Raw genomic sequence first — 16641 nt, forward strand, 5'->3', positions numbered from 1 at the left:
CCCTTCCGCCCCCTTTATCCGTTCACTAACTGTTCAGCAGATTTTAAAACCTCAGCACCATTACATACGCCATAATGCACGGTATTAATTACGTCTACTGGAATTCCTTTGTCTTCTCCGAGTTTTTTCATTTGCGGTAATAAATAACGAACTTGAGGTCCTAATAAAAGCACATCGGCTTGATCAATATGATTTTTTGCAGCATCTCCAGATACTGCCCAAATACGATAGTCTTTTCCTTGTTCTTGTGCACTTTTCTCCATTTTTGTGACAAGTAAGCTTGTTGACATACCTGCTGCACAAACTAATAAAATGTTCATTGTAAACGCCCCCTTTTTGAAATATGAAGCTTTTCTTTACACATTCATCATATTATGAAACCGCTTTCATAAACACCCATACTTTTTCCTTTAGGAAGCGGAAAAAGTTAATATCACACCATTAGTTCTTGTACGAAGGCGCTTTTTTATCCATGACATCCAGCATGTCTTCAAAGGTGTCACAGGTGATGAGGTGCTGAATAAATTTCACATGATGGACAAGCTCTCCAAGCAGACGGTACATGCCTTTTAAGTCTTTGGCATTCTCTTTTTCGACACAAAGCAAGCACACAAATTGAACTTTTTTCTCTCCCCAAATAATCGGTTTTTCTAATGTACAGATCGCCCAAAACGTCTCTTCTGTCAGCGGGGTCATCGGATGCGGAATTGCTGTATAATGCCCAAATGAAGTCGGTGCAGACGCTTCTCTTTCCATCACAGATTGTGTAAGTTCTGCTGGCGCTAAGCCCATGTCAATGACCTTTTGCGTGAGAAAGTGTATGACCTCTTCCTTTGTTTGAAAGCCACGTTTTGTAAAGACCAATTCCTTTTTCATATATTGCGTGGCTAATGTCACTCTTGTTTCACTTGTCAAAGCATCTTCTATTTTTAAAAAATCACTGCCTCCTAAAATCGTGTTCACTTGAATGACCGGAATCGGTAAATCCATATGAATGGGAATGGTCGAAATAATTAAATCCAATGCATGTAAAGAGACATGCGGAAGGGAATAAAGCTCTGCTGTTCCTAAAATGGTCAGCTTCGACCCAAATTGTGACCTCAAACGATCTTGAAGTAGCCTTGCACTCCCTGCACCAGACGCACAGACAATCAGGCATCGCTTCGGTGGTATCTCCATTTTCCTGCGCTCTAAGGCCGCACCAAAATGAAGAGCCATATAGCCGATCTCATTTTCATGAATGGACAAACCTGTCTCTTCTTCAATGACCCTGCTCGCCACAATCCCTGCTTCAAAGGCAATTGGATAGCCCGCTTTGATCTCATCAAGCATTGGATTTCTTAAATTCATTCCATACTTACACCGATTGATCGCCGGCTTTAAGTGCAAACTGAGGCCAATCAGCAATTCCGCATCTCCCGCTAAATCCAGCTGCAATTTTTGATCAATGGCTTTCAGCATCAGCTGAACAAGACGGCTCGTGTCATCATCCACAATTTGTTTTTGACCGCCCGTTGAAAAAGACTGTACCATTTTGGCTGTTCCTAGCAAATGAATGGCGATATAAACGATTTCCTCTTGTGGAAATGAGACATCCAGCAGCCCTTCAAGACGCTCAACCATTTTTTTGGCTACCTTGTATTCTTTTGCCCTTGGGATTTCGTTGATTTCTTCAGGCAGCACAGATACATAGTTTCCGTGTCTAATCCGTTTACAGGCAATAGCAATATGAACAATTAAATTATTCATGCAAATGTCTGATAGATTCATTTTTTCCTCGTTGATATAATCAATCATGGTTCTCTGAATCAATTCCAGCTCATGTTTTGGCAAAATCGTAACCGCCGTGTTCAGCATTGTTTGATAGGAACGCCGTTCATTGAATAAATATTCTGACATGCAATAACGGATTTTCATCTCAGATCCTTTGATCCGGCAGCCTTTATTCGGCTTTGCTTCCAGCTTCAGATCAAAGGGTTCGAGCTTACGTTTGACCCATTTCATGTCATTACTCATCGTCGATTTACTAATAAACAGCTGCTCCTGTAAGTCTTCCAGCTTCACATATGATTCCGCTAGAAGCAGCTTTTTCAAAATAAATCGAACTCGTTCTTCTGGAAGAACAGCAAGCGGTTCTTCCTGTTCGACTTCTTCCTTCATAAAACGGCGAAAGGCATTCTCATCGTTGATCAACAGCTCATAGCCAGCGCCTCTAACAGCTGATACAGCTGCTTGATAAGGGGCTAGACGCTCATTCAGTTCCTTGATGTCTGTTCGGATGGTGCGGCTTGTCACTTGTAAACTGACAGAAAGCGCAGCGCTCGTGAGAGGAGTCTCAGCTGCCATCAGCTGACTTAAAATGTGCGCCAGTCTTTTACTCAGCATTAGGTCGGCCTCCTTCATTTAGGGTGGAGAATCTGCCTTGTTCGGACAGGTTGTATACGCTTACAATTCTCTTCATTACTCATATTCTACTGAAAAGAAATAAAAATTGCCAACTCATTTATATGACAAACGCCCCTATTTATACAACCAACCATATCTAATGACCTATGAATCTTCTTCTAAGATGCTGTTGTGGAAATCATGAAAAAAAGGCGTTACACCTCCGTGTATCCGCCTTTTTCTTATGAGGAAATCAGTTGTGTAAAGACAACCAATCTTTTTTCATGTGTACCGGCTGCATGATCAAAAGTTCCCGTACATGTGATGAAATTGAGATTCCGTGTAAAGGCGTACCCGAAAAAAGCATTTGGTTTCTCTTCGCGCGGATAGCTTTTCACCTTGAGAACCTCAAAGGTTCGCTTTTCCCCTGACGAGGATGTCACAATGACTTTGTCTCCCTTTTTTAGCTCCTTTAGTCGATAAAAAACAGCTGGACCCCATTTATTATCAACATGACCATTTATGACAGCATTCCCTTTATCACCAGGCTTCGGACCATCTTCAAACCAAGCTGTGTGATCTGAATTTTGCGGAACACCCATACTGCCGTCCTTTGATAAAGTCGTTTTCTCCACTTTTGCTTTGACATCAATCGCTGGAATGGAGATGTCAGCTGGCACAATACCCGATGGCTCTTCTTTTAACGTGTCGTGTGAATGAGATGGATTCTTGGCTTGTTTTGCTGTCATTGGCTCAGGAGATGATGCAGTTTCAGAGGATGACTTTTCATCTATTGATTGGGATGCGCAGCCCGTGATGATGAAAAGCGTCAGAATTCCAAACAGCCATCTTTTCACGCAAGTCGACCTCCTTTTGAAGAAAGGAACGGCACGATTGTGCACGTTCCCTCTTGTCTTGATGCCTGCTTAATTTGATGGTTTACGGCGAATGAGGAAGAACGCCCCCACTGCACCTCCGGCTAAGATGAGACTTGCCATCATCCCAGCAAATGCTTCATATGACATACCTAATGGACCGGCTGTGCCTCCCATACCTGTTTTCGGCATCTCATTTGGCATGTTGGATTTAAACATGTCAGGATGCTGATCGACAATAGCTGATGCGACATCTTGACCAACCATGAACATATGGCCGTATGCTTCTCTGACAGTCGGGTACAGCTGATCATATTCACCATGATGATAAGACGTGTACGTTTTGATGAGCTCATCAATATGGGTTTTCAACCCAGCTTCTAAGTCAGCCGCCTTCAATCGTCCATCTGTTGCTTGATCTAAAAATTTTGCTTGTTTCATACGGTAAGCATCTAGATCTTTGACAGCCTTTTCTTTTGCTTGCTCGTCTCCTGATGCATCCGCTTTAACATAATCAACTAAATATCCGATATGACTTGACCAGATCGTTTTAAATTGTTTTCCTGCATCTTTTCCATAAACAGAAGCGATCGCATCTGATAAATCATTTGTATTTTCATTTAAGGCTGCTGCCGCTTGGTCAAAGTCCTTGCTGCCATCATTCCCTTTTTGCATAGCCACTACCGCGAGTGCCAAATGCTCTGAGAACAAGTAGTTTAAATCCTCACGAAGATCTGCCGCTGGAGTATCGACTGATTTTTGATCAAATTTCCCAGGAAATTGATCTGTAATCGCCCATGATACACCTTTACCTACTTCAAACATATGATGAATGGATTTTCTGACCGTTTCATAGGTTGTATCAAAATCCTTTTCTGTGTAACTGTCAAAAGCTTTTAGCAGTTCATTGACGTGCATCTTTAAACCTTCTTCAAGTTCACTTGCTTTCAATCTTCCACCTGTTGCTTTATCAAGCATATCAGCTTGTTTCATGCGGTATTGATCAAGCTCTTTGACCGCTTTCTTTTTACCTGCTTCATCTTTTTTCGCTGTCGCTTGTACATAATCAACGAAGTAGCCGATATGGCTTGACCAAATCTCTTTGAATTGTTTCCCTGCTTTTTTTCCATACACAGAGGCGATCGCATCCGATAGATCATTCGTGTTTTCATTTAACGCTGTTGCTGCTTGATCAAAATCTTTACTGCCGTCAATCCCCTTTTGCATCGTGATCACTGCTAAATAAGCATGCTCTGAGAAGAGCTGATCAAGCGCTGCGCGAAGATCCGTTGCTTTATTTGACACCTCTTGTGATGGTGACGACTTTTTTGCATCCCCATGCATATGTCCTTCGTGTGCACTTGCCATTTGAGCAGTTGGTAATAATAATGCTGCACTAAGCGGGATCGTTAAAAATGCTTTTTTCATTTTCATCTGTTTTGCCTCCTCTTTCCGTTTGTTATGTACTTAACGGAGAGAGAAGTGATATGGATCATTCACACAGCATATTTTTTTGTTTCATGCATTTCATAAAAAAAAGCCGGATTACCCGGCTGATACGTTACGACTTTTGGATGCTTTTCGTTCTTTATATATTTTCCTCACCACTGGATAAATCACTGGTGCCCATTTGACAATTTGTTTCAGCCACTTTTTCATTTTCTCCCGCGCCTCCTTATTGTCATTCTTACAAGACGATTCCCGATCTTGTCATGAAATAAACAGGTGCGGGAGAGCAGGAGTTAAATGACGCCTTGTGCGATCATGGCATCTGCCACTTTGCGAAATCCTGCAATATTTGCGCCTACCATTAAGTTTCCAGCGTATCCGTATTCTTCAGCTGTCTCAGTACAATGACGATAAATCGACTGCATCATTTGTTTCAACTGACCATCTACTTCTTCAAAAGTCCAAGACATTCTCGCACTGTTTTGCGCCATTTCTAACGCCGAAACACCCACTCCCCCAGCATTTGCTGCTTTTGCTGGTGCAAACAAAATATCATGTTGTTCAAATACTTTGACGGCCTCAAGTGTGGACGGCATATTGGCCCCTTCTCCTACAGCGATGACACCGTTTGCCACTAGTTGCTGTGCTTGCGACTCTGAAATTTCATTTTGGGTCGCACATGGCAGCGCAATGTCACAAGGGAGAGACCAAATTTGTTCGCAATCTTCAATCAATTCAGCATGCGGGTGAATGTCTATGTAGGCACTAATTCGCTGGTTATCGACTTCCTTCAGCTGCTTCACTGTCTCAAGTGAAATGCCTTGAGGGTCGTAAATGGCTCCGCTTGAATCACTACAAGCCACAACCTTTCCGCCTAATTCCAATACTTTTTCCATCGCATAAATCGATACATTTCCTGACCCAGATACAACAACAGATCGTCCTTCAAATTGCATTCCGTGGGCTTTTAACATTTCTTCCATAAAGTACACCAGTCCATAGCCGGTCGCTTCTTTTCTTGCTAAACTGCCTCCGAAGCCAGGGCTCTTTCCTGTCAGGACACCTGCTTCATACGCACCACGCATTTTTTTGTACTGGCCGAACATATAGCCGATTTCGCGTGCGCCTACCCCAATGTCTCCTGCCGGTACATCTTGATCAGGTCCAATATAACGACTGAGTTCACTCATAAAGCTTTGAACAAAACGCATGATTTCTCCATCAGATTTCCCTTTAGGGTCAAAATCTGATCCACCTTTTCCTCCGCCGATCGGCAAACCAGTCAGTGCATTTTTAAAGATTTGTTCAAATCCTAAAAACTTGATGATGCTTGCATTGACCGATGGGTGGAAACGAATGCCCCCCTTATAAGGACCGATGGCACTATTAAATTGAACCCTGAATCCTCTGTTCACCTGTACTTTGCCTTCATCGTCTACCCACGGTACACGAAACATCACAAGCCGCTCAGGCTCAATTAAGCGTTCTAAGATCCCCTGTTTTTCATACTCTGGGTGTTTTGCAAAAACCGGGACGAGGGATTCCAGAATTTCTTTCACGGCTTGTTGGAATTCCGCCTCGCCTGGATTCCGTTTTTCTACATCCTCTAGCACACGGTGGATGTAGCTTTGTGCTGTTTGTGCTGCTCGATCTAAGGTCAACATGTCTCATCTGCCTCCTTGTCAATATCTCACTCTTTGGTTGTTAGATTTTCTAACGCATATTGAGATTAATTTAACACCATTTGTAAAAACTGATCAATATTGATAACAGATGAAAACGATGCCGAAATGAGATAGATCAAGCAGAATCACCTTCCGTCATGAAAATGATCCGCTCAAAGAATGACTATCGTGCTAGAAATGACGAACTGGACGTTCAACATCCCGCTTTCTTTGACACATTCATGAAACTTTCATTGTTTCTAGATGATGATCATTCAAAAAAAAGGTCAAAAGTTTTACAACGTCTTTCAATCTTTCCTGAGCTTTTCTCCTCTTTTCCGATCAGGTAAGACAACACACAGCCAATATAAAATAGAAGAAGATGGGAAGTTGATTAACCCAATGATGCCCCAGAACCATTTATAACGCCCTCTTTTCTTAGCATCCATAAATAAGAGAAATCCTTGTGCAAACAGTAACGGTAATGCGCACAATAAGATGATCATTTCCGTCTGACTCATAAGGAGGACCCTCCTTTAATATGTTGATATTCCTTGATGCCGACAACCACACAGAGTGGCACGCTCACCACTTGGAGAAGAATGAAGATGATGGGCAAATGAGTAATGGCAGCTGCAAAAAGTGTCATGATGGTCAGACTGACGATGATGTACGCCAGCACTTCTTGTTTAAAACGTTTTTTCTCTTTTTCCCTTGCCTGCTTTAGCATCAACATCAAAGCTTGTTCACTCGGCTTTTCTACTTCGATTTGTTCATCGAGCTCCTGCAGCCCCTCTTTTAAACGATCGGCGAAACGATCTTCTTTCATCAGTCCCACTCCTTTCGAATTTTCTTGATCCCATGATGAACCCTCGATTTCACCGTACCTTCTCTCACCCCGAGCATCGAAGCAATTTCAGGGTAAGTAAAGCCATAATAGTAATGGAGAAGGATCGGTGCTCTCTCCTGAGCCTTTAACTCATTTAGAGCATCCCACATGTCATGCCAAGTATGGCCTTTTTGCTGAACATCCCATTTGAACCGGCGGATGGCTTCTTGATTCGCTTTTCCTTCTCTCGTTTGTTCACGTTTTCTTTTCTTTTGATGATCTAAAAATTGTCTAGATGCAATGGACATGAGCCATGTTGAAAATAATGAATCTCCTCTAAAAGAAGAAAGTTTCATGTACGCTTTGAGCATCGTTTCTTGCATGATCTCCTCTGTCAGCTCTTGTTGAAGGGTCAATTTCATCAAATAACGGTAAAGAAACGAATAATGATGCCGATAAAGGGCGGTAAATGCGGCATCATCCCCCTGTTTTGCCCGCTTGATCCATAAAGTCTCCTCGGTCTGCTCCAAACACGTCCCTCCTTCCTTTCTATCTCTTATTGATTAGACGACACCGGTGATCGCATCGTTTAAAATAGACCTTCTTTTTTTAAATTGGGGCCTTTTCTACCTACTGTTTAGCGCATGGATCTATTTGATATCCATTTTTTTCTTATGTAATGATTATGACATGTCTTTGTCTCTAACAAAATGACGCTTTCGTAATCATCTTGATTTTCCTTGAAAAGAAGAACGTCCTTTTCATAATCACTAGGTTACCCCAATACCTATCGTCAATGATCCTTGTCTCATGTAGATAAATTGAAATAATCATTGCCTTAGTTTCCTTGAAAATCGTGGAATACTTCGTTCCAATTCTTAGCCGATGATACCTTTTTGCGTGCTATGCTCTTCCTACATTCCGAAAGAGGCGATGCTGGCGAAGGAAGGAGGAGCGGTTGAATCGCAGCTTATTTTGGAAACGTTTACATTAAAACAAAATATAGAATGGAGATGTTCATGTTGAAGAAAAAAGTTCCAATGTTAGCTGGTGTGTTAGCGGTTGGTCTCGTGACTTCATTATTTGCGCCAAATGGGGAGGCAAAAGCAGCAACGAAATATCCAGAAAGCCCTTCGATTATGGCCAATTTTAATCAGCAAGGATTCTCCACATTAAATGGCGGTACAACAGGCGGTGAAGGCGGTAAAACGGTGACGGTGAAAACCGGAAATGAACTATTAGCTGCCCTCAAAAGCAAAGGAACAAATGAAAAATTGAAAATCGTGGTAGACGGAACGATTACTCCTTCTAATACTTCGGCCAATAAAATTGATGTGAAAGATACAAACAATGTCTCCATCGTCGGTAAAGGGAAAAACGGCGAATTTAATGGGATTGGTATTAAAGTATGGCGTGCCAATAACGTCATCATCCGCAATCTCAAAATCCATCACAGCAAAATCGGTGATAAAGATGCCATCGGAATCGAAGGTGGCTCTAAAAACGTATGGGTCGACCATAATGAACTCTACAACACTTTGAACTCTGGGAAAGATGACTATGATGGGTTATTCGATGTGAAAAATGACTCCGATTACATTACGTTCTCATGGAACTATGTCCATGACAGCTGGAAAACAATGCTGATGGGCAGCTCCGATAACGATAACTACAACAGAAAAATCACATTCCACAACAACCGCTTTGAAAACTTGAACTCTCGTGTACCGTCTATGCGCTACGGAGAAGGTCATGTGTATAACAACTACTACAAAGGCATCCATACAACTGCGATTAACTCTCGTATGGGCGCAAAAATGAGAATTGAGCACAACGTATTTGAAAATACAAACAATGCCATTGGCAGCTGGGACAGCCGTCAAGTCGGTACATGGCATGTCATCAACAACTCTTATATTAACAGCACAGGTAGCCTGCCAACGTCTTCAACAGGTACGTACAACCCTCCTTATAACTACTCTTTGCTTAACGTGAACAATGTGAAATCAGAAGTTGTATCAAATGCGGGTGTAGGAAAAGTAAACCCTTAAGCCCAAAAAACGTTCGGGCAGAAATCTTCTGTCCGAACGTTCTTGTCATACATTTTTTACACGTTCGAAAATGGACGATCCATTTCATACAGCTTTTGATAACGCACATTTTCTTTCAGCAAATCATGATGGTGCCCTTCCATCTCAATGCGTCCACCTTCAATAAACATCATACGGTCACATGCCTCACAGCCAGTGAGATGATGGGTGATCCAAATGACTGTTTTTCCTTTTAACACGCGAAAGATCGTTTCAAGCAATTCACGCTCTGTGCGTGGATCAAGCCCGACGGTTGGCTCATCTAATACAACAATCGGTGTGTTTTGCAGCAAAATCCGTGCTAGAGCCATACGCTGTCTTTCTCCACCAGAGAAACGAACCCCTGTCTCTTGTACACCTGTGTGATAACCTTCTGGCAAAGACTCAATGTAATCGTGCAGCTGCACTTGCCGCGCGGCTTCTTTTACTTGCTCTTCTGTCGCTTCTGGAGAACCTAAGCGAATGTTGTTTAAAACAGACGTATCGAATAAATAAGGCTGTTGATTGAGTACAGACACATAAGAGGATATCTCCTCTTGAATGCTTTGTACCGGTTTCCCCTGAATGCTGACAACCCCTTGATTTGGCACGACTGCCCCTTCTAACAATTTTAAAATGGTCGATTTGCCTGCACCGCTTTTTCCTAAAAGAGCGAGCGATTCACCTTGCTTCATGGAAAACGAAAAATGCTTTAGTACATGTTGATCTACTTCATATCCGAAGGTGACTTGATCAAAACAGACCGCTTCAACGCCATCAGAGACGGGTGTCTCGTCTGCTGCCTTCCTCTCCACTAATCCTTCATACGACTGCTCTTCATAATGATTTAATCTGCTGACGGCATGCTGATAAACAGGAATATCGCCTGCTGCATCTGACAGCGGAAGAAAGGCTTCTGTTAATGGAAACAGCACAAGCACAAAGGCTGCGATGAGCGTGTGCGGCATAGAACCAGCCTGAACGACTGAGCCGCTCCAATACACGACAAGGACGACTGCTCCTCCAATGACTAGCTGTGCTAAAAATTGGCGCAGACGGATAAACCGGTGCTTTGCCGCTTCGAGTGCTAATAGCTTTGCTTCTTTTCGTTCATAGCCCTCAACAAAATCGTTCTGTCTGCCGCTAAACAACCAGTCACTCACGCCCATGACAGCATCTGTTAAATGGCTGTACAGTTCATTTCTGCCTTTCTTCATTTGAATTTGTCGCGCCCGGTTCACAAGTACTGTGATGTATGGGAATACAAATACGAGCAGCGCCATATAAAGCAGCATCAACCCGGCAAAAGGCCATGAAAAAAGCCCAAGTGCTCCAATCGAAGCGGCATATAAAAGCAGCGCACCGATGGATGGAAAAATTGTTTTTAAATACGCATCCTGTAATCTCTCCACATCTTCTGATAACAGCCCAAGCATTTCACCTGTTCCAAGCTTAGTCTGTTTGGCACTTCGTTCAGCCATATCATAAAGACGTACCCGCATTTTTTCAATCATCGTCAAAATGAGCTGATGACTCGCCAGTCTCTCTGCATAACGAGCCGCTGAACGTGAAATACCAAAGGTACGTACTGCCACGATTGGGACATAGACCATCAAGATATTCTCAGGTCTTGTGGCAGCTTTTGAAATGAGGAACCCTGACGTATACATGAGCATAGAAGCAGAAAACACCGCAATCGCCCCTAAAAAAAGCACCAAGGCAAACAGCTTTTGATTCTCCTTGATATAAGGTATAAACCAGCCTTTACTGACCATGTGTGACCGCCCCCATTTGTTCCTGTACCAATTGATAGTACACACCTTTTCTTTCCATTAATGATTCATGAGTCCCCATCTCTGCAATCGTCCCATGATCCATCACAATGATTTCATCCATATCCGTCATCCAATGAAGTCTGTGCGTGGCTAAGAACACAAGTTTATTTTCAAACAATGGAAGCATTGTTTTCTTCAATTCATACTCTGTCTCAATATCTAGATGAGCCGTTGGTTCATCTAACAGCATAATGGATCGCTGGCCGAGCACTGTACGAGCGAGTGCAATCCGCTGCGCTTGTCCACCGCTCAGTCCTCTGCCCTGTTCGCCAATGACCTCATCCAGTCCATTGGGGAGATCAGCTACGAGCTGAGACAAACCTGCCTCTTGCACCGCTCTTTCGACGTCTTCATCTGTTGCATTCGGTTCATAAAAACGAATGTTTTCTCTCAGTGTCATGTGAAATAAATAAGGATGCTGCGGCATATAAACGACTTCTTTTTGCCATTCTGCCAGCTGCAAATGAGCAAGCGGCTTTCCGTTTAGGATGATTTCACCTGCAGACGGTTCAACAAAACCGCCGAGAACATCCGTTAACGTCGATTTCCCCGAACCACTGGCACCGATGATCCCAATCTTTTTCTTTCCTTTCACAGTGAAATCGACATCCTGAATCGAATAAGGAGCATGTTCATCATGCAAGACACTGACATCTTGCAGTGTGAGCTCAGATTGCTCATTCCACTCGTTCAGCTGCACGGATTGTGTCTCCTGCTCTCGGAAGCCCTTTTCCTCTAAGATCACTTGAATGGCCTCATTCGCTTCTTTACCGTTTAACGTCGCATGATAATCATTTCCCACTTCACGGACTGGCAAGAAATATTCTGGCGCAAGCATCAGTGCGGTCAAAGCGGGCAATAACAAAAGATCTCCCTCAATTAAGCGCAAGCCGAGAAATACAGCGACAGTCGCAATGGACAGCATAGAAAAGAAATCGAGAGCAAAAGATGAAAGAAAGGCGACTTTCAGTGTGCTCATCGTCGCCTTTCGATAACGCTTTGAGACCTCTCCAATATTGCGAGAATGCTTTTTGCTAATCCCTAAGTAGCGAAGCGTTTCGAGGCCACGGAGAGAATCAGTAAAATGATTGGATAATTTCTCATACGATCTCCATTGTTTGGCCGCTTTACGCTGAGCGACAAGTCCTAGCAAAATCATAAAAACAATTAAAATCGGCAGCGTGACAATGAGAATGACAGCAGATGTTTCATCTAATGTCCAAACATAGACAAGCACCATCACCGGAATTACTGCCATGTTCACCATTTTCGGCAAAAACAGCTGTAAATACTGACGATATTGGGCAATGCCCTCCATCGCCAATGTCACAAGCTTTCCTGTTCCTTTTTTCTTCGTGAAAGCTGGACCTAAACGGAACAGCTGGTCCAACAGCTGCTTTCTGACGTCTGCTCCAATTCGGGAAGAATAGGTGAACATGACCTTCTCCCGCATCAAGGTGAGACTGTGCCGCACCAGAAAGGCAGCAAGAAACAGCAAGACATAAGGCGTTGCCTGCATGAGACTCTTCCCGTCAAACAGCGTTGTTATGGCATGTGCCAGCCACTGTGCTTGAAAAATAATACTTGCTCCTTGGATGATTGACACAATACCTAAGAGGGCAAGAAGCCCCCTCATTCCTTTTAGTTGAAGCAAACGTTTATCCATTAGTAGGTCATTGGCTCCTTACCGCTTACACGTTTACGGAAGACATAGTAGCTCCAGATTTGATACCCAAGCACAAAAGGTAGCAAAGAAATGGCAACAATCGTCATGACCGTCAGTGAATAAGATCCTGATGCAGCGTTTTGAATGGTGAGGTCGAATGAATGGTTGATCGAACTAATCATGACACGCGGGAATAATGCTGTGAAAAGCATGGTCACCGTCACCATAATACCTGCACCTGTGAATAAAAATGTCCAGCCATCACGCTCTTTTCTCATAAAGAATAGAGCCGCTACATAACAAACCACAATGAGTACAGTTAAAGGGATTGTGATGATCGGACGCACGGTATAAATGTCTGTTTCAAGAATAGACACACCAACAAATACAACAAGAACTGGTAGTGCAATCAATAAAACACGCTGACCGAGCTTTCTTGCACGATTTCTTAAATCACCCTCAGTGCGGAGTGTGACGAAAATCAATCCATGCAGGAGGCAAAGCACCGTCACAGCTACCCCGCCGATCACTGAATAAAGATTGACGAAGTCTGTAAATCCAGCGTACATATTCATATCTTGATCAATTGGCATTCCTCGTAACATACTTGTGAATAGCACTCCGAGTAAAAATGGCGGAAGCAGACTGCCAAAGAAGATGATCCAGTCCCACGTTTTGATCCATGAAGCCTTCTCGACCTTCCCTCTAAATTCAAAGGCGACCCCCCGCCCAATGAGCGCTAATAGGAGAATCGTAAATGGAATATAGTATCCGCTGAACATCGTAGCGTACCAGTGAGGAAAAGCGGCGAAAATAGCCCCGCCAGCTGTAATCAGCCAGACCTCATTTGCATCCCAGAAGGGGCCAATCGTATTGATTAAAATGCGGCGCTCATGTGCATCTTTTCCAAGCAGCTGCATGGACATCCCGACACCAAAATCAAATCCTTCTAAGAAGAAAAATCCAACAAACAATACTGCGACAAGAATAAACCAAATCTCGTTAAGATATGCCATGATATGCGCCTCCATCAAATGGATCTGTAGACAGGTCCGTTTCATCCTTTTGATCTGTATTCTCTTCAGAATGTGCACCTTTTTTAATTTCTCGAATGAATAAGTAGGCGAGCACGATGGCAAGAATCAGATAAATGGTCGTAAAGCTAATGACTGAGAATAGTAGCATGCCGTACGATACGTTTGGTGAAATGGATTGTGCGGTTGTCATCATACCAAAGACTGTCCACGGCTGACGCCCGATTTCCGTCATGATCCAGCCCGCTGAGTTTGCAATAAACGGGAACGCAATCATCCATACCATGAAGCGTAAATACCATTTGTTTGATTCTAGTTTTTTTCTAAAGCTCAAATACAAACCAATCATACTAGCAAAAATCATCAACATGCCGGCACCCACCATGATTCTAAAGCTCCAGAAGGTTGTTTTGACTGGAGGAATGTAATCTCCAGGACCAAACTTGGCTTCATATTCTTTTTGAAGGGTCAGCATGCCTGGCACATCTCCACTAAACTTCGAATAAGCCAAGTAACTTAAAGCAAACGGAATATTGATCTCCGCAGAGTTTTCTTTTTTATCTGTGTCAATATTGGCAAATAGTGTCCAAGCCGCTGGATCTCCACTATCCTTCCAAAGGGCTTCACTTGCTGCCATCTTCATCGGCTGTGATTCCATTAAGTGCTTCGCTTGATCATGTCCAGAGAACGCCACACCTAAGCCAGAAATGAAAGCAAGCACCATGGCAATCTGGAAAGATTTTTTGAAAAAGGTCACTTCTTGTTTTTTGATCATTTTATAGGCACTGACACCCGCGATAAAGAAAGCACCGGTTGCCAATGCACCAAACAGAACGTGCGGGAACTCTACCCAAAGTTGCGGGTTCGTTACAAGAGCGCCAAAGTCATTCATTTCTGCACGGCCATTTTTAATCACAAATCCGACTGGCTCCTGCATAAATGAGTTGGCGAGTAAAATCCAAAACGCCGAAAAGATCGTACCAAGAGAAACAAGCCAAATACATAACAAATGAATTTTTTTCGGCAGACGGTCCCAGCCGAATATCCAAAGACCAATAAAGGTCGATTCAAGGAAAAAGGCCAATAGCGCTTCAATGGCAAGCGGTGCACCAAAGACATCACCGACAAACCTTGAATAATCAGACCAGTTCATCCCAAACTGGAATTCTTGCAGAATCCCTGTCACCACACCTACTGCAAAGTTAATTAAGAAAAGGTGACCCCAAAATTTGGCCATCTTTTTATAGATGTCTTTTTTCTTCACCACATAAAGGGTTTGCATCAATGCAACGATAAATACCAAACCTATAGACATAGGAACAAAAATAAAATGAAATAATGTCGTTGAGGCAAATTGAAATCTTGCTAAAAACAGCTCACTCACAGCCTTACATCCTCCCTTACTTTCGCATGCCGAATGATTCGAGATATTTATGCTCACCATTTCACAAAAAGTTCATTATTTGTTCAATGATTCACAAGCGAAAGTCCATTTGATATAGTTCACTCGGTGAAATTTTACTCTTGATTTTCATTCGGTTAGTTATTTATACCTGTACTTTACACCCATGTGCTTCAAAAATAAAGTAAATTTTACCTAAAATTTGGATAGGATTGTGTCAGTTGTTTGAATACTTTGTCAAAAATATGTGACGGAAAGAGACAATCACAAAAAAAATAGCGCTGCTTCTTCGCTGCAGCGCTTTTGAATATTTAGGCTTTTTTCTGTAAAGCGGGTCTTGTGACTTGCACTTCATAGTACGTAATTTTGTTTTTTAACAGGCCTTCAGGTTTCGCCTTTCCATGAGCATGCGCATCACCAAATGCCTGAGATTTTGTCCAATTCACAAAATCTTCTTTTCGATTCCAGCGGGTGTGAATGGTTACTTCATCGTAATCAGTTGTCTGCTGAGTGACCCATACTTCCATACCTAAAAAGCCTTCCATAAATTCTACTTGTCCCTGCTTGTTAAACCGTTTAACAAGGTGGTCGGCACTGCCTTTTTCTACTCTTACTTGGTTATTTACAATAATCATGTTTGGTTCATCTCCCTTTTGTTGTTGAATGGAGGCGATTGGGATAATGAGTGGATGCTCACCGTCTAAGTGAACCTCTGCCTGAATCCCAAAAACCTCCTTGAAAAAGTCTTCTGTTAACACTTCTTTTGGTGAGCCAATTTGATGCACCTGACCTCGCTTCATAGCAATGAGACGGTCACAATATTTTGCGGCCTGCTGCAAGTCATGGAGAACCATTAAAATGGTGATGCCATGTGTTTGATTCAGCTGTTTGAGCAGCTCCAGTAATTCAAGCTGATGCGCAATGTCTAAATAAGTGGTTGGCTCATCTAGAATGATGGTCTCTGTCTTCTGAGCCAGTGCCATTGCAATATATGCCTTTTGTCTTTCTCCGCCTGACAATGTATGAAGCATTCTGTTTTCATTGATGCGGCTATTCGTCACTTCAAGCGCCCACTCAATCGCTTCATGATCTGACGTACTGCTTTTTTTCCAGATGGAACGGTGCGGGCTGCGTCCAAGTGCGACCAGCTCACGTACTGTCATCGATGGAATGGCGGTTCTTGTTTGCATGAGAACCGCCACCTCCTTGGCGATCTCCTGTGCCGTCATCTCTTTTTGCGGGATGTCGTGAATGTAAATCATGCCGCTTTCGATTGAGGTCAGTCGTGCGGCCGCTTTGATAAAAGTTGACTTACCTGACCCATTCGGGCCAATGATTCCGGTTACACTCCCTTTAGGAACAGCTGCTGAAATGGAAGACAGCCGAAAGCCGCCTTGACTGAGACTCACGTCATCCATTGCAATGACATCCAT

The 16641-nt window shown here is 43.0% G+C and carries 15 protein-coding genes; 1 reads left to right on the forward strand and 14 read right to left on the reverse strand.

Annotation, left to right across the window (positions count from 1 at the left end; genetic code table 11):
• Nucleotides 1-14: 14 nt before the first annotated feature.
• The 9 genes from MHH31_RS17870 to sigY form a co-directional block, all read right to left on the reverse strand.
• Nucleotides 15-320 carry a PTS sugar transporter subunit IIB gene (locus tag MHH31_RS17870; protein ID WP_007497889.1) on the reverse strand — a complete coding sequence of 102 codons (306 nt, stop codon included), beginning with the start codon at nt 318-320 and terminating at the stop codon, nt 15-17.
• A gap of 121 nt (nt 321-441) precedes the next feature.
• On the reverse strand, nt 442-2385 hold the full coding sequence (locus tag MHH31_RS17875) for a BglG family transcription antiterminator (protein ID WP_342495053.1): 1944 nt from the start codon (nt 2383-2385) through the stop codon (nt 442-444).
• A 242-nt stretch (nt 2386-2627) separates the two neighbouring features.
• Complete coding sequence (locus MHH31_RS17880; RefSeq protein ID WP_342495054.1) at nt 2628-3242, reverse strand: class F sortase; 615 nt, start codon at nt 3240-3242, stop codon at nt 2628-2630.
• Between the two features lie 69 nt (nt 3243-3311).
• Nucleotides 3312-4694, reverse strand: a complete 1383-nt coding sequence (locus tag MHH31_RS17885; protein WP_061420658.1) for a hypothetical protein — start codon at nt 4692-4694, stop codon at nt 3312-3314.
• A gap of 111 nt (nt 4695-4805) precedes the next feature.
• Complete coding sequence (locus MHH31_RS17890) at nt 4806-4919, reverse strand: hypothetical protein (protein ID WP_008345567.1); 114 nt, start codon at nt 4917-4919, stop codon at nt 4806-4808.
• A gap of 83 nt (nt 4920-5002) precedes the next feature.
• On the reverse strand, nt 5003-6373 hold the full coding sequence (gene gdhA, locus MHH31_RS17895; protein WP_268361194.1) for an NADP-specific glutamate dehydrogenase: 1371 nt from the start codon (nt 6371-6373) through the stop codon (nt 5003-5005).
• 308 nt (nt 6374-6681) lie between these two features.
• Nucleotides 6682-6894, reverse strand: coding sequence for a hypothetical protein (locus MHH31_RS17900; protein ID WP_008345569.1), 213 nt, complete (start codon nt 6892-6894; stop codon nt 6682-6684).
• Complete coding sequence (locus MHH31_RS17905) at nt 6891-7202, reverse strand: YxlC family protein (protein WP_024719514.1); 312 nt, start codon at nt 7200-7202, stop codon at nt 6891-6893. The genes MHH31_RS17900 and MHH31_RS17905 overlap by 4 nt, the downstream gene beginning before the upstream one ends.
• On the reverse strand, nt 7202-7732 hold the full coding sequence (gene sigY, locus MHH31_RS17910; protein WP_007497895.1) for an RNA polymerase sigma factor SigY: 531 nt from the start codon (nt 7730-7732) through the stop codon (nt 7202-7204). Before sigY ends, MHH31_RS17905 begins: the two co-directional genes overlap by 1 nt.
• A 489-nt stretch (nt 7733-8221) precedes the next feature.
• Between sigY and MHH31_RS17915 the strand changes: the two genes are divergently transcribed.
• Nucleotides 8222-9253: a pectate lyase gene (locus MHH31_RS17915; RefSeq protein ID WP_034647690.1), complete on the forward strand. Its 1032-nt coding sequence runs from the start codon at nt 8222-8224 to the stop codon at nt 9251-9253.
• Nucleotides 9254-9309: 56 nt separating this feature from the next.
• Here the strand turns inward: MHH31_RS17915 and cydC are convergent, their stop codons facing one another.
• From cydC to isdG, 5 genes are all read right to left on the reverse strand, one after another.
• Nucleotides 9310-11046, reverse strand: coding sequence for a thiol reductant ABC exporter subunit CydC (gene cydC, locus MHH31_RS17920; RefSeq protein WP_135009537.1), 1737 nt, complete (start codon nt 11044-11046; stop codon nt 9310-9312).
• Nucleotides 11036-12772: a thiol reductant ABC exporter subunit CydD gene (gene cydD, locus MHH31_RS17925; protein WP_342495055.1), complete on the reverse strand. Its 1737-nt coding sequence runs from the start codon at nt 12770-12772 to the stop codon at nt 11036-11038. Before cydD ends, cydC begins: the two co-directional genes overlap by 11 nt.
• Nucleotides 12772-13788 carry a cytochrome d ubiquinol oxidase subunit II gene (gene cydB, locus MHH31_RS17930; RefSeq protein ID WP_342495056.1) on the reverse strand — a complete coding sequence of 339 codons (1017 nt, stop codon included), beginning with the start codon at nt 13786-13788 and terminating at the stop codon, nt 12772-12774. The genes cydD and cydB overlap by 1 nt, the downstream gene beginning before the upstream one ends.
• Entirely contained in the window at nt 13775-15190 is a 1416-nt protein-coding gene (locus MHH31_RS17935) for a cytochrome ubiquinol oxidase subunit I (RefSeq protein ID WP_058213460.1), read from the reverse strand. The genes cydB and MHH31_RS17935 overlap by 14 nt, the downstream gene beginning before the upstream one ends.
• A 329-nt stretch (nt 15191-15519) precedes the next feature.
• Complete coding sequence (isdG, locus tag MHH31_RS17940) at nt 15520-16641, reverse strand: heme oxygenase (RefSeq protein WP_100324624.1); 1122 nt, start codon at nt 16639-16641, stop codon at nt 15520-15522.

The organism is Bacillus sp. FSL K6-1033 (assembly GCF_038630765.1).
In the GTDB taxonomy this organism is placed as follows: domain Bacteria; phylum Bacillota; class Bacilli; order Bacillales; family Bacillaceae; genus Bacillus; species Bacillus altitudinis.